The organism is Pseudoalteromonas sp. CO342X, from assembly GCF_004208915.1.
In the GTDB taxonomy this organism is placed as follows: Bacteria; Pseudomonadota; Gammaproteobacteria; order Enterobacterales; family Alteromonadaceae; genus Pseudoalteromonas; species Pseudoalteromonas maricaloris.
In genome coordinates this window covers 22,012-40,244 of the sequence record NZ_SGPH01000008.1, presented here as the reverse complement: position 1 = coordinate 40,244, position 18,233 = coordinate 22,012, and the positions used below count along the sequence as shown (strand labels likewise).

Annotated in this window: 22 protein-coding genes; 15 read left to right on the top strand and 7 right to left on the bottom strand. The window is 44.2% G+C overall.

Translation table 11 applies throughout. The features are described 5' to 3' along the window. Positions 1-29 precede the first annotated feature (29 nt). On the bottom strand, positions 30-764 hold the full coding sequence (locus tag EXT47_RS01920) for an RNA methyltransferase (protein ID WP_193522075.1): 735 nt from the start codon (positions 762-764) through the stop codon (positions 30-32). Between the two features lie 127 nt (positions 765-891). On the opposite strand from EXT47_RS01920, the gene EXT47_RS01915 reads away from it, so the two are divergent. Next, positions 892-1,188 (top strand): hypothetical protein, encoded by a 297-nt coding sequence (locus tag EXT47_RS01915; protein WP_010378819.1) that lies wholly within the window; start codon positions 892-894, stop codon positions 1,186-1,188. A gap of 32 nt (positions 1,189-1,220) precedes the next feature. Here the strand turns inward: EXT47_RS01915 and gpsA are convergent, their stop codons facing one another. The 4 genes from gpsA to EXT47_RS01895 form a co-directional block, all read right to left on the bottom strand. After that, positions 1,221-2,228, bottom strand: coding sequence for an NAD(P)H-dependent glycerol-3-phosphate dehydrogenase (gene gpsA, locus EXT47_RS01910; RefSeq protein WP_010607583.1), 1,008 nt, complete (start codon positions 2,226-2,228; stop codon positions 1,221-1,223). Positions 2,229-2,231: 3 nt separating this feature from the next. After that, on the bottom strand, positions 2,232-2,720 hold the full coding sequence (gene secB / locus EXT47_RS01905; protein WP_010607582.1) for a protein-export chaperone SecB: 489 nt from the start codon (positions 2,718-2,720) through the stop codon (positions 2,232-2,234). Positions 2,721-2,803: 83 nt separating this feature from the next. After that, a complete protein-coding gene (gene grxC / locus EXT47_RS01900) occupies positions 2,804-3,061 on the bottom strand; it encodes a glutaredoxin 3 (RefSeq protein WP_010607581.1) in 258 nt (85 codons plus the stop codon). Positions 3,062-3,073: 12 nt separating this feature from the next. Continuing rightward, positions 3,074-3,505: a rhodanese-like domain-containing protein gene (locus EXT47_RS01895; RefSeq protein ID WP_010378806.1), complete on the bottom strand. Its 432-nt coding sequence runs from the start codon at positions 3,503-3,505 to the stop codon at positions 3,074-3,076. Between the two features lie 277 nt (positions 3,506-3,782). Between EXT47_RS01895 and gpmM the strand changes: the two genes are divergently transcribed. From gpmM to EXT47_RS01870, 5 genes are all read left to right on the top strand, one after another. Then, a complete protein-coding gene (gene gpmM, locus EXT47_RS01890; protein ID WP_130125787.1) occupies positions 3,783-5,324 on the top strand; it encodes a 2,3-bisphosphoglycerate-independent phosphoglycerate mutase in 1,542 nt (513 codons plus the stop codon). A 12-nt stretch (positions 5,325-5,336) separates the two neighbouring features. After that, positions 5,337-6,482 carry a murein hydrolase activator EnvC gene (locus EXT47_RS01885; RefSeq protein ID WP_130125786.1) on the top strand — a complete coding sequence of 382 codons (1,146 nt, stop codon included), beginning with the start codon at positions 5,337-5,339 and terminating at the stop codon, positions 6,480-6,482. A 38-nt stretch (positions 6,483-6,520) separates the two neighbouring features. Next, positions 6,521-7,732, top strand: coding sequence for a S41 family peptidase (locus EXT47_RS01880; protein ID WP_130125785.1), 1,212 nt, complete (start codon positions 6,521-6,523; stop codon positions 7,730-7,732). 81 nt (positions 7,733-7,813) lie between these two features. Beyond that, complete coding sequence (locus EXT47_RS01875) at positions 7,814-8,557, top strand: divergent polysaccharide deacetylase family protein (RefSeq protein WP_045990310.1); 744 nt, start codon at positions 7,814-7,816, stop codon at positions 8,555-8,557. Between the two features lie 9 nt (positions 8,558-8,566). Then, positions 8,567-9,040 (top strand): GNAT family N-acetyltransferase, encoded by a 474-nt coding sequence (locus EXT47_RS01870; RefSeq protein WP_039491453.1) that lies wholly within the window; start codon positions 8,567-8,569, stop codon positions 9,038-9,040. Positions 9,041-9,061: 21 nt separating this feature from the next. On the opposite strand, the gene EXT47_RS01865 is transcribed toward EXT47_RS01870, so the two are convergent. Then, a complete protein-coding gene (locus EXT47_RS01865; RefSeq protein ID WP_039491455.1) occupies positions 9,062-9,715 on the bottom strand; it encodes a DUF2987 domain-containing protein in 654 nt (217 codons plus the stop codon). Positions 9,716-9,851: 136 nt separating this feature from the next. Here EXT47_RS01865 and EXT47_RS01860 point away from each other — a divergent pair, with 136 nt between their 5' ends. Continuing rightward, a complete protein-coding gene (locus EXT47_RS01860) occupies positions 9,852-10,271 on the top strand; it encodes an HPP family protein (protein ID WP_010378791.1) in 420 nt (139 codons plus the stop codon). A 53-nt stretch (positions 10,272-10,324) separates the two neighbouring features. On the opposite strand, the gene pepB is transcribed toward EXT47_RS01860, so the two are convergent. After that, positions 10,325-11,620, bottom strand: coding sequence for an aminopeptidase PepB (pepB, locus tag EXT47_RS01855; protein ID WP_130125784.1), 1,296 nt, complete (start codon positions 11,618-11,620; stop codon positions 10,325-10,327). A gap of 76 nt (positions 11,621-11,696) precedes the next feature. Here pepB and sfsA point away from each other — a divergent pair, with 76 nt between their 5' ends. The 8 genes from sfsA to EXT47_RS01815 all read left to right on the top strand — a co-directional run bounded on the left by sfsA (position 11,697) and on the right by EXT47_RS01815 (position 17,954). Further along, on the top strand, positions 11,697-12,416 hold the full coding sequence (gene sfsA, locus EXT47_RS01850) for a DNA/RNA nuclease SfsA (RefSeq protein WP_039491458.1): 720 nt from the start codon (positions 11,697-11,699) through the stop codon (positions 12,414-12,416). 174 nt (positions 12,417-12,590) lie between these two features. Continuing rightward, positions 12,591-13,034 carry an RNA polymerase-binding protein DksA gene (dksA, locus tag EXT47_RS01845; RefSeq protein ID WP_039491461.1) on the top strand — a complete coding sequence of 148 codons (444 nt, stop codon included), beginning with the start codon at positions 12,591-12,593 and terminating at the stop codon, positions 13,032-13,034. A gap of 10 nt (positions 13,035-13,044) precedes the next feature. Next, positions 13,045-13,992: a tRNA glutamyl-Q(34) synthetase GluQRS gene (gene gluQRS / locus EXT47_RS01840; RefSeq protein ID WP_130125783.1), complete on the top strand. Its 948-nt coding sequence runs from the start codon at positions 13,045-13,047 to the stop codon at positions 13,990-13,992. A 173-nt stretch (positions 13,993-14,165) separates the two neighbouring features. Continuing rightward, on the top strand, positions 14,166-15,482 hold the full coding sequence (pcnB, locus tag EXT47_RS01835; RefSeq protein WP_029215927.1) for a polynucleotide adenylyltransferase PcnB: 1,317 nt from the start codon (positions 14,166-14,168) through the stop codon (positions 15,480-15,482). Then, complete coding sequence (folK, locus tag EXT47_RS01830; RefSeq protein ID WP_039491463.1) at positions 15,483-15,965, top strand: 2-amino-4-hydroxy-6-hydroxymethyldihydropteridine diphosphokinase; 483 nt, start codon at positions 15,483-15,485, stop codon at positions 15,963-15,965. A 20-nt stretch (positions 15,966-15,985) separates the two neighbouring features. Continuing rightward, positions 15,986-16,780, top strand: coding sequence for a 3-methyl-2-oxobutanoate hydroxymethyltransferase (gene panB / locus EXT47_RS01825; RefSeq protein ID WP_017216568.1), 795 nt, complete (start codon positions 15,986-15,988; stop codon positions 16,778-16,780). Between the two features lie 85 nt (positions 16,781-16,865). Beyond that, complete coding sequence (gene panC / locus EXT47_RS01820; RefSeq protein WP_039491464.1) at positions 16,866-17,714, top strand: pantoate--beta-alanine ligase; 849 nt, start codon at positions 16,866-16,868, stop codon at positions 17,712-17,714. Between the two features lie 9 nt (positions 17,715-17,723). After that, positions 17,724-17,954, top strand: a complete 231-nt coding sequence (locus tag EXT47_RS01815; protein ID WP_039491465.1) for a hypothetical protein — start codon at positions 17,724-17,726, stop codon at positions 17,952-17,954. Positions 17,955-18,233: the final 279 nt, after the last annotated feature.

Genomic DNA, 18,233 nt, shown 5'->3' with positions numbered 1-18,233 from the left:
TAAGGCAATTCATTAGTAAGATCTATGAGTTAGCAATGACAGCGTTTAATATTATCCAAAATGATCCCGGTAGCCATCGCCACATTCAATGATTCAGCACCACCAAACGCAGGAATAGTCACCTTTTTATTGATGTGAGCCGCTATAGTATCGCTAATACCATGAGACTCGCTGCCCATGACCAACACGGCATTACGACTAAATTGGCACTGATGCACACTCTCACCACCAAGAAATGCTCCATAGCACTCGCCTCGATATTGCTTTAAAAAGGCCTCGAGATCGGTTCTCACCACATTAACACGCACAAATGAGCCCATAGTGGCACTGATCACTTTAGGGTTAAATTGATCGGCGCAGTTTTCGCTTACCACGAGCTGCGTTAATCCATACCAATCAGCAAGACGAATAATGGTACCGAGATTACCCGGGTCTGAGACTCCATCTAATGCCAACACCAGCCCAGCAGTATTGATTTCTTCTGCTGGCGGCATTGCAACGACCGCTATCGCCGCATTATTTGACACCAAAGTACTCACCTTGCTCAACACTTCCTCTTCTGCTTCTACACAGTCAATATTAACGAGTTTGGATTTATACTTTGTCATGAACTCATTGGTCGCGAACAGCTGTTCAACAGCCAACCCAGCATCAACTAACTCAATCACATTCTTTTCGCCTTGTACTAAATACAGGCCATGTTGCTTGCGATATTTTTTTTGCCCTAAAGCACGAAGTAGTTTTTGTTGATTCTTGGAGATCATGTGCACCTCAAAAGTTGGATTCACCATTATACCTGTTCAGTATCAGATAAAAAGCGTTTCCACGAGGCATTAAGCTAAGAAATTATGTTATCTTGTGCCGAATGACACACAAGGCATAGAGGTAATCATGTCACCTGAGCTAACGCTTATTTTACTCAACTTTATTCTACTTTTTGTGGCCTACGTATTCGTTTACCCAAAGTTAAAAGAGAAAAGCCTCGCCAGTATCAGCAAACAAGATTTATTGGTTACTGCGGTTTCTTTAGTCGTGTCTGGAAGTTTGTACTATGGCAAGGATATCGAGTTTTCGTTAGTGTTTTTTAAGAGTAATTGGGTGGTGTTTACGATTGTCGCATTTAGCGTGATTGAAATCCCATTTTTACTGTGGTTTAAGCGTCGCTATAACATTAAGTTCGGAGAGTAATAGAGAGGTAGCTACGCCTCTCTATTCGATTATCACTCAGCTCGCTTCTCGCGACCAAGTAACGCCATTGCAGCTTCTTTCACATCTTTTTGCTCATAAAGCACTTGATAGATCTGCTCAGTGATCGGCATTTCAATACCAGTGCGTTTGGCAAGTAGATAAACTTCTTTGGTATTGCGATAGCCTTCGACCACCTGACCTATACTCGACATCGCCTCATCGACCGATTTTCCCGAGCCAAGCGCAAGACCAAAGCGGCGATTACGCGACTGGTTATCCGTACAAGTGAGAATGAGATCACCAAGCCCTGCCATACCCATAAAGGTTTCAGAGCGCGCGCCTAACGCACATCCTAAACGACAAAGTTCAGCGAGTCCTCGGGTGATAAGCGCCGTTCTGGCATTCGCACCAAAACCAAAGCCATCAGACATGCCCGCGCCAATTGCGATAACGTTTTTGACCGCACCGCCGAGCTGAATACCAATAAAATCTTCGTTGCTATACACCCTAAACGAGCGACCGCAATGCAACAGCTCTGCGAGCTCTTCACGAAACTTTGCACAAATCGAAGACACTGAAATAGCAGTAGGTAATCCTGCGGCCATTTCTTTTGCAAAAGTAGGTCCACTTAGCACCGCCAGCGGCACATCGTCACCTAACACATCCAGTGCCACCTCTTGCAATAATCGCCCAGTATTTGGTTCGAGCCCCTTGGTTGCCCAAGCTACTTTTGCATTCTCAAGTAGCATAGGTTTAATCTTCTTTAAGGTGTCTGCAAACGCATGACTTGGCACAACCACCAAAATACGCTCGCTAGACTTAACAGCCGTTTCTAAATCGGCCTCAAGTTCAAGCGTGTTTGGAAACTGGATGTCAGGAAGATAACGTTGGTTTTTGCGCTCAGCTGCTAGCGCCTCAACGTGTTCGCTATTGCGTCCCCATAGTGTCACTTGGTGACCATTTCGGGCGAAACAAATAGCAAGGGCGGTGCCATAAGACCCCGCCCCCAATACAGTTACAGCTGATTTTGCTGTACTCATCAATTATGCGTCAGCAGTTTGCTCAGGCTGTGCTTGAGCCGCACGTTGCTGCATATACTGAGCGAATAATGCGTCAAAGTTAACTGGCGCAAGGTTTAACTGTGGGAAAGTACCACGGTTAACCAGGCTAGCTACCGCTTCACGCGCATATGGGAATAGGATGTTAGGGCAGAATGCGCCTAGCATGTGTGCCATTTGCATTTCTTCAAGATCTGCAATTGCAAAGATACCAGCTTGTTGGATTTCACATAGGAATGCAGTTTCTTCACCAATAGTTGCCGTTACCGTTAGCGCGAGAACAACTTCAAAAACGTTGTCATCAAGCTTTGCTGAACGTGTGTCCATGTCTAGCTTAACTTCTGGTGTCCACTCTTTTTGGAAGATACCTGGTGAGTTTGGCGTTTCAAACGATACATCTTTAGTATAGATACGTTGAATGTTGAACTGAGCGCCTTCTTGTTGTTGTTCTGCTGCTTGGTTTTGTTCTGCCATGATAATTTCCTAAATTCTGTTGTGATCCTGCTAGTTCCTAGCAGTCATTATAAAAAGTAATCTGAGCCAAAGCTCAATCAATCTTATGCTTGTAATAGCTTATCGAGTTCGCCTTTCGCTTCAAGCGCCATAATATCGTCGCAACCACCAATATGGCGCTCAGCGATAAAGATTTGTGGCACGGTATAGCCACCGTTGGCTTTTTCGATCATCTCGTCACGAAGCTCTGGCTGTGCGCCAATATCATACTCAGTGTATGTGACACCTTTTGCATCTAATAGAGCTTTTGCACGATGACAAAATGGACAATAGTCTTTGGTGTAAATTACGACTTGGCTCATCATAGACCTCAGTTATTTTCCGTTAGAGATTGGTAAACCCGCACTTTGCCATGCGCCAATACCACCTGATAATACGTACACTTGCTCGAATCCAGCTTTGTGCATGTTATCAGCAACAGCAGATGCCGTCATACCTGTGTTACAGACCAATATAATGGGCTTAGATTTATGTTTTTCAAGACCAGCAAAATCTTTTTGCTTGAGTTTTTCCGCATTCACCTGCTCAGAACCTGCAATGTGACCTTGGTTAAACTCTTTTGCTGCACGCATATCGAGTACCTGACCATCTTGGCGGTTAACAAGCATAGTCAACTGCTGGGGATTAATTTGTCTAATTTTAGAAAACTGACTCTTAAACCAACTACTCACTAACATCGCGGCTAACACAACCCAAATGATGCTAAGTACCGGATGGTTACCTAAAAACGCAACGTATTGTTCCATTAATTTATCAACCAAAAATTATTAAACGATAAAGTGGCAGCAAGTATACCTGCTTTATTCTCGACAAAACAGACTTGTTCAACATGAGCAAATATCAATCTCAAAGTTGATAATTCATCACTGTGGGGCTGAATATTCATACAAAAACAGGTATTCTACTTACCAGCAACCAGAGCAAGCTTATCGCAGCGCTGCAGCCCAAGTTAGTTAATCTAACCTTGTAGCGTTTGCTATAAGATATCAACATCGTGCCTAATTCAGGATTTCAGGAGCGCAAATGACAGCTAAGAAAAAGCCATTGGTATTAATGATTTTAGACGGTTGGGGCTATCGCGAAGAAAGCGAGAGCAATGCTATTTTAGCAGCCAATACCCCAGTATTAGATGAACTATGGCGCTCTGCTCCGCACACCTTGATTTCAGGTTCAGGCCTTGATGTTGGTCTACCGGATGGACAAATGGGGAATTCCGAAGTTGGCCACGTTAACCTCGGTGCGGGACGTGTGGTTTATCAAGACTTCACGCGGATCACTAAGGCGATTGACGATGGTGAGTTTGAGCACAATCCAGCTCTGGTTGAGAATATCGACAAAGCCGTGGCAAAGGGCAAAGCCGTTCACCTAATGGGATTATTGAGCCCAGGAGGCGTCCACAGCCATGAAGACCACATTGTTGCAGCAATTAAATTAGCAGCTGAGCGCGGTGCAACCGTTTATTTGCACGCATTTTTGGATGGCCGCGATACACCTCCTCGTAGTGCACAAGCGTCAATTGAGAAAATGGAAGCCTTGATGCAATCGCTCAATTGTGGCCGCCTAGCGTCTATTATTGGTCGCTACTATGCTATGGACCGTGATAATCGTTGGGACCGTGTCGAATCTGCTTATAACCTGATGGTAAGTGGCGATGCTGATTTTACTTATAGTAATGGCGTTGAAGCGCTACAAGCAGCTTACGCGCGTGATGAAAATGATGAGTTTGTTAAAGCCTCAGTGATCACCGGAGCTGGGCAACCAGCCGCAACTATCAATGATGGCGATACGGTTATCTTTATGAACTTCCGTGCAGACCGAGCGCGCCAGATGACCCGTGCTTTTGTCGATGCTGACTTTAACGGCTTCGAAAAACGCAAAGCACCGGACCTAAGTGCGTTTGTTATGATGACTGAGTACGCTGCCGACATTAAAGCCCCTATCGCTTTCGCGCCTGAAGCACTTGTCAATGTGTTAGGTGAATGGCTCGCTAAGCACAACAAAACTCAGCTGCGTATTTCAGAAACGGAAAAATATGCCCATGTCACTTTCTTCTTTAGCGGCGGTCGCGAAGATCTCTTTGAAGGTGAAAAACGTGAACTCATTCCTTCTCCACAAGTCGCCACTTACGACTTGCAGCCAGAGATGAACTCAGAAATGCTAACAGATAAGTTAGTTGAAGCCATTCATAGCGGTGAATTTGACGTCATTATCTGTAACTACCCGAATGGTGATATGGTTGGACACTCTGGTGTATTTGAAGCCGCAGTCAAAGCATGTGAAGCCGTTGATAAGTGTATCGGTCGTGTGGTTGCAGCGTTAAAAGAAACCGGTGGTGAAGCTCTGATCACAGCAGACCACGGCAATGCTGAGCAAATGCAAAACCCGAAAACGGGCCAAGCTCACACAGCACACACTAGTGAGCCTGTACCATTTATTTATGTAGGTCGTGATGCAGAGCCACAAGCAGGAAAAGCCCTAAGCGATGTTGCACCAACAATGCTGCATTTACTTGGTATGGAGCAGCCTAGCGAGATGACAGGCACTCCAATTATGCGTTTAAAATAACGGCCTGCCTGTATGCCGTTAAAAACGACATTTCGCTATGCCGCACTTCTCGGTGCGGCGTTACTCATGGCAACAGCGCCCGCTGTTGCCAACGAATCTAGAACCAAACAAGACTTAAGCGAAGTTCAGCAACAGCTTAAAGCTAGCCAACAAGCGTTAGAAAAGCAGCGCGGTGAAATTAACAGTCACGAAGCAAAGCTCAAAGCCTTCGAACTTGATATTGCCAAAAGTGCCAAAGCTATCTCACTCACAGAAATCGGGATCAAAGAAAACCAAACCGAGCAGGCCGAACTTAAAAAGCAAGAAAGCACGCTGTTAAACGACAAGAAAAAATTTGAAAAGATCCTTGCGGCTCAGCTAAAAAGTGCCTACATGACGGGCTCTCATGATTATTCTAGAATGTTACTTAATCAAGAGCATGCCACAAAGCTCGAGCGCACCATTGCCTATTATGATTACCTAAATAAAGCACGCATTAAACAACTCGAACAACTGAAATCTATCGGCCAAGAATTGGCGCAGACTCAAGCTGAGTTAGCAAGAACACAAGCACGCTTAGAAGCGCTACAAAACCATCAGAATGAACGCTTAGAAGCGCTCAAGAAGGCGCAGCAAGAACGTCAAAACCAGCTTGCAAACCTAAATAACAAACTCAGTGAAACACGCTCTGCTATCGCTTATTTAAAAGAAAATGAGCAAACCTTAATCCAAACGTTAGAAGAGCTTGCCAAGGCACAAAGAGAAGCCGAAGTACGCTTAGATGGGCTAGCCAAACTCAAAGGCAAAATGAGTTTACCGACCAGAGGTCGAATTAAGCATAAATTCGGCCAAAGCAAACATGCTGGCATGAATTGGAAGGGCGTCCTCATTGGCGCAAAAGAAGGGGCTGAAATTGCGAGTGTCGCTCCCGGTCAAGTCGTGTATGCAGATTGGTTAAATGGCTTTGGTTGGGTTATTGTGCTTGATCATGGCCATGGTTTTATGAGCCTATATGGCCACGCTCAAACGCTGCTTCGCGATGTTGGCGATCAAGTTCGTAGTGGTGAAGTGATCGCATTGGTAGGACAAAGCGGCGGACAAAGAGATCCTGGTCTATACTTTGAAATACGGCATAAGGGAAGCGCTGTAGATCCGATAAAATGGTGCAGATCCAGTTAACTGAATAACCCGTGCTGCACCTTGATGAGGAGCAGCACATGAATAGACAAACCCGTTTTTACGCGCTTGCGGCGCGCTATGTTGCATTATTAAGCTTCCTGCTTTTGTTAAGTTTTAGCGCTTTTAGTCACGCGTCTACACAAAAGTTCTCGGCTCAAGAAATCGATGAAATCCTGTATCATATTCACACCTATTATGTTGAAGACTTGCCTCTCAGTCGCTACAACGCGAGCAACTTGTCGAGCCTCTTTGATAATTTAGATCCCTACTCTAAATACCTCAACGAGGAAGACTTGGAATCCATCTTCAGTGCAGCAAATGGACGCTACACGGGGCTTGGTATTGAAGTCGAAGAGCAAGATAATTACGTGATTATCTTGGATACTCTGCCCAACTCACCGGCAGCTCAAGCAGGCATAGAGAGCGGTGATAAACTCCATGCAATCAATGGCGCTAATGTCGCGGGTAAATCGATAGAAGAAGTGTCTGCCCTACTCAAAGCTGCAAATAAAAATCTCATCAATTTAGTGGTATTAAGACAAGACGAGCTGATTGCACTTGAGCTTAAACGTCAAGAGATAGTCATTGAAAGTGTCGCCAGTAAACTCTTAAACGACGGTACCGGTTTTTTAAGCGTCAACAGTTTTAACCACCACACCTATCATGATGTTGCAAGACACATAAACCGACTACAAGTACAGTTAGGCAGTCCATTGAAAAAGTTGGTTATTGATTTACGTGACAACCCCGGCGGCACACTTAATAGTGCCGTGGCAATCTCAGATCTTTTTTTAGATAGTGGCACAATCGTCACGACCAAAGGCCGCTTCTATGACGCCAATCAGGCTTACATTGCAAAGCGGGGAGATATTTTAAATGGTGCGCCTATTTTGGTATTAATCAACAATAATTCCGCTTCAGCAGCCGAGATTTTAGCAGCCGCACTCAAGGATAATAAACGTGCCTTAGTCGTTGGCTTACGTTCCTATGGTAAAGGCTCAGTGCAATCCTTGATCCCGATTGGCAATGGTACTACTGCATTAAAGTTAACGACAGCGAGATACTACACACCAGCAGGTACATCAATTGAAGGTAAAGGCATAGAGCCCGATGTATATTTTACCAAACAAGCGCTTTCCCTGTTGGATAAAAGCGCTATAATCACTGGTGAAGAATCAATCAAAACAACAGGTATTGAACAGCTAGCATCGCATTGGCCTAAGGCGCTGGCGTTAGTTCAATCACAGTAAATAAAAAACAGCCCTGTAGGGCTGTAAACTATAATAATAATTTGTGTGCTAAAAAAAATAATCGGGATAATACTGGCCTGCATGACTTTTGCAGTGCCAGCAAAACAGTTTGCCATTGTTATAGACGACATTGGCAATCACCAACGTGACTTAGAGTTGCTGTCTTTACCGGGTGGGATCACCTTTTCGATCCTGCCCCATACTCCTTTTTCTCAACAATTTGCTTTTGCAGCCAGCCGCCAACAACGCGAGCTTTTGTTACATGTGCCAATGCAGGCACAAGACACGGAAAAGGCCCTTGGCCCGGGAGCATTAACCACCGACATGGAAAAGTGGCAGTTGCAAATGACACTTGGCAATGCGCTATCGACACTACCTCAAGTTAAAGGCGTAAACAATCACATGGGCTCAGCATTAACCGAACAAATAGAGCCAATGAAATGGACAATGGAAATACTAAAAAAGCGCGGATTATACTTTTTAGATAGCCGCACCACTAGCCACAGCCAAGCCCAATATGCAGCCAACCTTTATGGCGTAAAAAACGTAGCTCGACAGGTCTTTCTAGACAATGATATATCCACCGAGGCGCTCAACAAGCAGTGGCAACATATGCTTAAGCTACTTGATAATCACGAGCATGTTATTATCATTGCGCACCCGTATAAGGAAACCGCCGCCTTTCTTGCAGCCAAGTTAGCTGAGCTTGAAAGTATTGATGCCAAACTGGTTCCCGTGTCTCAACTGGTTGAACAAAAATACGTACGACTTGCAGAGATTGCTGAGCAACACGCTATTTCCGGGCAATTAAGGCTCCAAGAATAAAGATTAACAATGATTATCATCAGACAATTTCAAAGCGGCGAAGAAGCCGTGTTACGCAAGCTTATGTTTGACACTATACGCTCAGTAAATATACAGCACTACTCCAATAACCAAGTTAATGCATGGGCACATAGCGACGTTGCCGATAAAGGCTGGCAAGACCGATTAAGGAGCAATCAGCCCCTTGTCGCCGTGCTAAATGGTAAAATTGTTGGCTTTGCCGATATCCAAGCCGACGGTCTTATTGATCACTTTTTTTGCCATGCGGAACATCAAGGCCAAGGCATAGGTAAAGCACTTATGCTCGCACTCTTAGAACACAGCAAAATAACCAACACAACGCGCTTATTTTCCCATGTTAGTAAAACGGCTAAACCTTTCTTTGAATATTTTGGTTTCCAAGTGATAAAGGAACAACAAGTGAAGGTTCGTGGCGAAGTGTTAACTAACTACCTGATGGAAAAGGATATGCCCGCCTGCTAGCAGGCATACGGACCTTCTTCCCTAGTCTATGGGCGCAAACTGGGTTGGTAAGGCACTAAATTGCAAGGATGGATTTTGCTTCATCCACTTTTTCTTATTAGGGATTTGGATCTTAAACTCATCATCCGTCACAAACTTTTGGGTTTTACCTTTTGAGTCCACAAACTGAATTGATGCAGACTCGGTAAATGTGAACTCTAGTTCATCAAAGCTTGGAGCAAGCCAAGACAAGCTACCTGCCATCAACTCAACAAAAGCGTCCATATCCTCTAAAAGGATAAACAAATCGCGATACATAACCCGTAGCTTAGTCAGCGGTGCTATATCCGTATTGACCATAATCGCAACGGCACCTTTTTCTTGATTGATCACTAAGTTAACTTTATCAGCACGTGACTGCGGGAGAATAGGTAAATCAATATTGCCGTCTTTATCTATGATACCGTTGGCAATGATCTTGTCATCTTGCTCCAGCCAAAGTTTAACATCCTCAAGCGCGATATCAGGCTGCTTCACTTCCACAGTAAATTTAGACAAGATATATTGCGACTGCGCTTTGTTGGCGATTAAATCTAGAATTTGATTAATCTCACCATATTCAACACTTCGCTCAGCGGCGAACACAGAATTGCAAAGTAAGCTCGCAACAGCACCTAACATCAGTAACTTTTTCATTGGGTTATCCTTTCTTATTGTTATCTTCATAAGAGCAGTTCTTCAAGAAATAGTTCAAAACTTGATCTCAATTCCATACATGCCAAATAGATCAGGCTAAACTCAACATAAGCATATGGAGTGAAAGGAGTAGCAGATGACCCAAACCGTAGCTGATTTAATGACCCCAGATCCGTTCGCAGTGATTGCTGAAAATACCTTGCAAGATGCGCACAATTTAATGAAAGAAAAAAATGTTCGTCACATTCCAGTGATTGATGAAGCAGGAGCCTTGGTTGGTATGCTCACGCAAAAAATTATGATCGCCAAGGTAATGGGAATAATGGCAACCTATGGCGCCAATGCGCTTGCAAGAAAAGAAAAGCAAACAAAAGTACAAGATATTATGGCGACCGATTTTGCGAGCGTGCGCCCAAGCCAATCACTACAAGATGTGGTGCGCTTTTTTGTCGATAATCGCCATGGCTGTATGCCTGTGGTAGACGAGCAGAACAAATTGGTTGGAATACTAACATCATCAGACTTTGTGCGGCTCGCTGCTGCACTCTTGTCTTAAACGTGGTAATAAACCGAGTGTATTCAGCGGAATACACTCGGCTATCAGCATGATTACGCTTTTTCTTGGAGCGTTCTCGCTACGGTTCTCATACCTAACGTCGTTGCACCCGCAGCCCATTGACCACTAGCGCTATTTTGGAAAGAAGCTGCAAGGTCGATATGCACCCAACCTTGACCTTCATTTGGTACAAAGCGAGATAGGAAACCCGCTGCATTGGATGCACCACCAAAGCCGCCACCTTTTTGTGCTCGGCTGTTAGCTGTATCCGCATAAGGCGATGGACAGTTATTTTGGTGCCACTTTTCTAGAGGCAATGGCCACGCGGCTTCAAATTCGTCACTCGCGAACTGCTGCACATCACCAACAAGTGTTTTGTCTAAACCAAATAACGCATTGTACTCTTGTCCTACAGCAACGAGCGCTGCGCCCGTTAAAGTCGCGGCATCAATGATAAGCTCTGCGCCTGTTTCACCGGCAGCCATCAAGCCATCAGCAAGCACTAAGCGACCCTCTGCATCCGTATTTACGATTTCCACTGTGGTACCATTTTTGTAGGTAAGAATATCACCTAACTTATAGGCATGGCCTGAGATAAGGTTCTCAGCACAACATAGGAACAACTTAACACGACGGTCAAAACCACGTTGAATAGCCAGCGCTAAACCAGCCGTTACAGTTGCCGCCCCGCCCATATCACACTTCATCGTAAGCATGCCTTCACTTGGCTTAATTGAGTAACCACCTGAGTCAAACGTGATCCCTTTACCCACAAGTGCAGCGCTAACTGGAGCGTCATCATTACCCGTCGGATTGTAGTCAAGCTCAAGCAATACTGGTGGACGCTCACTGCCGCGTCCTACTTCATGGATACCAATCCATTGCTGCTCTAACAGCGCATCGCCTTTAATGATTTGATAGCTAACATGCTCAGGTGCCAATGACTGAATAAACTCAGCCGCTTTTCCAGCAAGGCTTTCAGGATAAATGTCTTCGGCCGTCCCGTTGATCATCTGACGCATCCATGTTGCCGATGCTTTTAATGCATCAAGCTCTTTTAGATCTGATTGGTCGTTGTCAACAAACACCACACCATCTAATGCTTTTGGTGACACAAATCCTTGATAAAAAGCCCATTGAGATTCAGTACACCACAAGTCACCTTCTAGATGAACTTGTTTAATCCCTTGTTGTGCGATGCTACGAGCCGCTTTTTGAATATTCTTCAGCGTTTCGTCTTGTTGTAAATGGATAAAAGCACCGTCCTTTTCAAACGACAATGCAACACCAGCAGATAAATACTCTGGTTTTGCGTCTTCACTCAGTCGTACAATAAATTTCTCTGACATTCTCTTTTCACTCTTGTGCTTGTAAGTGTGGTTAAGTGTACACTAGCCACTAAATACACCCAACCTAAAGCGACCAATGAAGTTTTCTAGGCAATTACAGCAAGCAACCTTGCTCAAACGATATAAACGCTTTCTTGTCGACTTACGCGCCCCAAGTGGTGACGAATTCACCGTACACTGCGCCAATACTGGTAGAATGACCAATTGTGCAGACCCAGGATTTACAGCCTATTATTCCACCAGCGATAACCCTAAACGAAAGTACATTCATTCGTTGGAGCTGACGCAAGATAATGATGGTCATTTTATTTGTGTAAATACAGCGGTGGCTAATAAAGTGTCTGTTGAGGCCATAGAGCAAGGAAGAATAACGCAACTGCAAGGCTACAAAACACTTCAAACTGAGGTGAAATACGGGGCTGAAAATAGCCGAATTGATATTTTGTTGAGCAACCTCGAAAATGGACAATCCTCGCAATTCTGCTACGTTGAAGTAAAGTCGGTGACTTTGCTTGAGCAACAGCAAGGTTTTTTCCCTGATGCAGAAACCTTAAGAGGTCAAAAACATCTTAGAGAATTAATCCACATTAAACAGCAAGGTCATCGTGCGGTGTTACTGTTTGCCGCGCTCCATACAGGGATCAATTGTGTCAAACCAGCCAGTCATATCGATCAAAAGTATGCAGCGTTAGTAAAAGAAGCAATTTCTCATGGAGTAGAAATCATTGCTTATCGAGCGCATATTGACGACAACCAAGTACAATTAATTGAAGAAATTCCTTTTGATTACGCTTGACTTTTTTCATGCTGCCCACATATAGCCGTGATAGTTTTCTCCCCCAAATAGTTAAACATTGAAAAAAGTGGCTGACATTTGCAGCAAAAAAGTGTTTGCTAAGGGGTAAAGATTTTGCTATTTATACCCGCCGGCGAAAGCTGGGGTTATGTATTAAGGATTTAGGAGAATGGTATGCCAGACCAGAAAAAACTAGGGTTATTGGCTCAAGCCGGTGTAGAACCTTATCAAGAAAAGCCAGGCGAAGAATACATGAATGAAGCACAACGTGCTCATTTCAAAGCGATATTAGAAGCATGGCGTGCCGATCTACGTAATGAAGTAGACCGTACTAAGACACACATGCAAGACGAAGCGGCAAACTTTCCTGATCCTGTGGACCGTGCAGCGCAAGAAGAAGAGTTTTCTCTTGAACTGCGTACTCGCGACCGCGAGCGTAAGCTAATCAAGAAAATTGAGAAAACACTTCAACTTATCGAAGATGATGATTTCGGCTATTGTGAGTCGTGCGGTATTGAAATCGGCATTCGCCGTTTAGAAGCGCGTCCAACAGCTGATCTTTGTGTTGATTGTAAATCTCTCGCAGAAATCAAAGAAAAACAACAAGGCAGAGGATAATCTCAGCCCTGTGTCCCCAAGCTTAAAGCAAACTGGGAGCTATCGCGGTCGATTTGCTCCCTCGCCTTCCGGACCGCTTCATTTCGGCTCTCTTGTGGCCGCCCTGAGTAGCTATCTAGATGCAAAAGTCAATCAAGGTAAATGGCTCGTTCGCATCGAAGATATAGACACACCGCGTGTAGTTGCGGGTGCTGCCGACAATATATTAACCACTCTTGAAGCATATGGCCTTTACTGGGATGAAGACGTTGTCTATCAATCGCAGCGCCATGCCCTATACCAAGCCTATTTGACGACACTAAAATCAGACTCCCTTATGTATGCGTGTCAATGTACTAGAAAGCAAATTAAAGCAATGGGTGGGTTTTATAACAATCATTGCCGAGCTTTAGCGCTAAGTTGGCAAGATAATGCTTTGCGCCTACAGCAGCGCTGTCCAGTTACTGAATTTAATGATGCAATACAAGGCATGGTTGTCATTCCCCCTGCAATTGCGCATGAAGATTACATCGTTAAACGCCGCGACGGCTTATTTGCTTATCAATTGGTGGTGGTCGTTGACGACATAGAGCAAAAGATTAGTCATATCGTGCGTGGTGCCGACCTGCTAGAACCCACAGCAAGACAAATTAGTTTATTTCGACAACTCAATCAGCCATCACCTGAGTACGCTCACGTACCACTGGCTGTCGCAGAGCCCGGATTTAAGTTATCTAAGCAGAATCATGCTCCAGCTATTGATAACCATAACCCGTTACCAACCCTTTATGCCGCGCTGCGTTATTTGCATGTGCCGGTTGATTCTCTCCATAATTATCAAGACGTTGACGCATTGCTGACTCACGCTATTGATATTTTTAGTCTAGATAGCGTTCCTAAAGTACAGGAAATTCAACTAGACTCTCTAGAAAATGGCGATTTTGCTTTTCGCCCACTGTTTTCAAGTACTTCAATTTAGTCTCATTTGAGTATATGATAGCGAGCCTTAAATGCGACCTGTTTTAAGACAAAAGCAGTGGTTCACAACGACTAGAATAGAAAACTTGATTGCTCAGGAGACGAGTTATTATTTCCAAGCTTGTAAACTTTTGCCGCCAGTTTGTAACTGGAAAAGGCGATGAGACGGTGAAAATGGCCAGCCCGACACCTGCGATAATTCCTCGCAGCGAGCATGGTATATCTCGTAAACAATTTAGCCCTAACGCTATCAAAGTGCTCTATCGCTTAAAAGACGGTGGCTATGATGCCTACCTAGTTGGTGGTTGTATACGCGATATCATGCTAGGAATAGAGCCTAAAGACTTTGATGTCGTTACCAATGCAACACCTGAACAAATCAAAAAGCTCTTCCGTAACTGTCGCTTAATAGGTCGTCGCTTCCGCCTTGCGCACATTGTTTTTGGACGTGAAATTATTGAAGTTGCCACCATGCGTGGCCACCATCAAAGTGATGATTCTTGTGCCACGACAAGTCAAGCCAGCGAACACGGGCAGCTATTACGCGACAATGTCTACGGCAGTATTGAAGAAGACGCCGAGCGCCGCGACTTTACTATCAATGCGCTATATTATTCGATCAATGACTTTACTTTACGCGACTTTGCCGGTGGTGTTGCTGACATTAAAGCGCGTAAAATTGAGCTGATTGGCGACCCTGAAACTCGCTATCGCGAAGATCCGGTACGTATGCTGAGAGCTATCCGCTTTGCAACCAAACTGGATATGGAGATTGCTACCCCGACCCGCACTCCGATTAAAGCACTAGCGCCGTTACTTGGGCATATTCCAGCTGCACGCTTGTTCGAAGAAACGCTAAAGCTATTTTTAAATGGTAAAGCGGAAGAAAACTTTCTTCAGATGCGTGAATACGGCTTGTTTGCACAATTATTCCCGGCGTTAGATAAAATCCTAGCACAGCCTGATAATGACTTTGAACGTCGCTTTATTCAGCAAATGTTTGCCAATACGGATAGCCGTATCAACGCGGATAAAAAAGTAACCCCTGCATTTATCTATGCAGCACTTTTATGGTTCCCGATTTTAGCTAAAAGCGAAGCGCTCGCGGCCGAAGGTATGAATGAATATGATGCCTTTATGCAAGCCATTAATCACGTCCTTGCTGAAAATGCTAAACACGTTGCTGTGCCTAAACGCTTTACTTTAGGTGCCCGAGATATCTGGCATATTCAACAACGCCTAGATAAACGTTCAGGCCAGCGTGCATACCGCCTAAGCTTGCAGCCGCGATTCAAAGCCGCATATGATTTCCTATTATTGCGTGTTGAAAGTGGTGAGCAAGAGCAAGAAGAACTTGCAGCTTGGTGGACTGACTACCTCAAGAATGATGTCACCGGCCAAAAAGACATGGTGCGCAACTTAGGTAACCAAAGCAAACCTAAGCGTCGTTATAATAGACGTAAGCCAAAAAGAAAACCAAAAGAAGATTAAATGAATATTGCGTACATTGGATTGGGTGCAAACCTATCCGAACCGATGGCACAAATACAGCGAGCACTCGATGTGCTCGCCGCCCATCCAGACCTCTCGCTTGTCCAGCACTCTAGCCTGTATGGCTCAAAACCTATGGGCCCTCAAGATCAACCTGATTATGTGAATGCCGTAGCAAAACTGGCGACATCATTAACAGCAGAGTCTTTACTCGATGTGTTACAACAAATAGAGCTTGAACATGGTCGTGTACGCAAAGCTGAGCGCTGGGGACCGCGCACGCTCGATTTAGATATTCTGCTTTTTAATACCGACACCATTAACAGTGATAGACTCACGGTGCCACATTACGGCTTGAAAGAAAGAGAATTTGTCGTCTATCCACTATTAGAGATAACGCCAGAACTCAAATTACCTGATGGCACTGAGCTTAGCTCTTTAACACAAAAGTTACCACTTAACGGATTAGCAATCCTCAAATAAACCAATCCAAGGGGTTTACCATGGCAAAAATTTCCGTCTCAACACTTGCCAAAATGAAGCGTGAAGGAACAAAAATAACAGCCCTCACCGCATACGATGCAAGTTTTGCAAAGTTATTTCACGACAATGGCGTAGATGTCATCTTAGTGGGTGATTCTCTGGGTATGGTTTTACAAGGTGGTGAAGACACTTTAGCCGTTACCACGGATGACATTGCCTATCACACCCGTTGTGTAAGAGCTGGTAGTAAAGAGCTATTCGTTATCGCCGATATGCCTTTTATGAGCTATTCAGATCCACAGTCAGCCTGTCAGAATGCAGCTACCTTGATGCGCTCTGGTGCTAATATGGTTAAGCTTGAAGGTGGTGAATGGCTTTACGACAGCATTGCACTGCTTACTCAGCAAGGGATCCCAGTTTGTGGTCATTTAGGTTTAACACCACAATCAGTGCACGTGTTTGGTGGCTTTAAAATTCAAGGTCGTGAAGAAGCACAAGCGCAAAAGATGATAGCCGATGCACAAGCGTTAGAACGTGCTGGTGCTCAAATGATTGTGATTGAATGTGTGCCTTCAGCACTGGCTAAACGTATTACCGACGCCGTGGCAATTCCGGTCATTGGTATTGGCGCAGGTAAAGAGACCGATGGCCAAATTTTGGTTATGCATGACTTGGTCGGTATTTCTGCAGGCTATATTCCTAAGTTCTCGAAGAACTTCCTGCTCGAAACTGGCAACATGCCAGATGCGGTGAAAAAGTTTTGTGCAGACGTGCAATCAGGTGACTTCCCGGGGCCTGATCACGAATTTAATTAAATTTGCGATGAGCGATGCTTATCGCTGAGTCTGATCCAAGCGTTTTGTTTGGGTTGGTATTGTTATTATTGAATTAGAGTACAACATGCAATCAGTTACTGAGATTAAATCGTTACGAAGCCAGATTAAAGCTTGGCGCCAACAAGGGTTGAGCATTGCCTTCGTACCAACGATGGGCAACCTTCACCGTGGTCATTTTTCCTTAGTAGAAAAAGCGAAAACCCTAGCGGATAAAGTCGTTGTCAGTATCTTTGTAAACCCAATGCAATTTGGTGCGAACGAAGACCTCGACAGCTACCCACGTACGCTTGAGCAAGACAAGCAAGGCCTTGCAGAACTAGAAACCGATATTGTATTTACGCCTACCGTTGAGACCATATATCCTAACGGCCTAAATGCGCAGAGTTTTGTTGATGTGCCGGGAGTATCTGAAGGACACTGTGGTGGTACACGCCCTGGACACTTTCGTGGCGTTGCAACGGTTGTCACTAAACTGTTTAACTTAGTGCAACCTGATTTTGCCTGCTTTGGTGAAAAAGACTTTCAACAATTACAGGTCATCAAAACAATGGTGAAAGACTTGTCTATTCCTGTTGAAGTGATTGGTGTTGCGACTCAAAGAGAAGTTTCTGGACTGGCGATGAGCTCACGTAATGGTTACCTCTCTGAATCTGAAAAAGATACTGCTAAAGTACTTTTTCAAGCGCTAAAAGCAGCAGCTGGCGCTATAGAGAATGGCGAAAAAGATTTTTCGAAGGTAACAAAAAATGCAACAGAAATGCTGCATAATGCGGGTTTAAAGTTGGATTATTTTAACATTTGTCAAAAAGATAGCTTGAAACCTGCTACACTCGAAGATAATCAACTCGTCATTCTTGCCGCAGCTTTTCTTGGCAAAGTCAGACTGATTGATAATATTCAAGTCACAGTCTAAGGAATAATAATGAAAATTGCGTTCGCCTTATTAGTATTTTCTACCACCCTATTGGGGTGCAGTAACTCTATCTCACCTGAGTTGAATCAGTGTGCACAGCAGAACTATCAATGCGAACGCAGCTGTGAGATGCAAAACACACCAGAGACAATGTCTTTACAGATATGCACTGATAAATGTATTGAGCAGTATAATGCCTGCAAAGTACAGGCTGAAAAAATTACCGAGAGCAAACGATAGTTTGCTCTTTTTGGCAAAAAAATTCCCTTAATATTCTTTTAAATACAAGCACTTTCTAATTCCCGCCGTTATTTTTTATTCACCTTTTTAGAATATTTTGCGATACAATAAACTGGTCTGATGAGATAGACATACAACACCAACTTAACTTGGCTCAAGACTTGGTTTCTTAAACAATGCAAGCTGTGAGCACTAACTTTTCTTAATAACTTGTTATTTCTGGTTTTTATTCTAATCTCTAAGACAAAAGTAACACTATTGTTGAGCTCAGTATCAGCG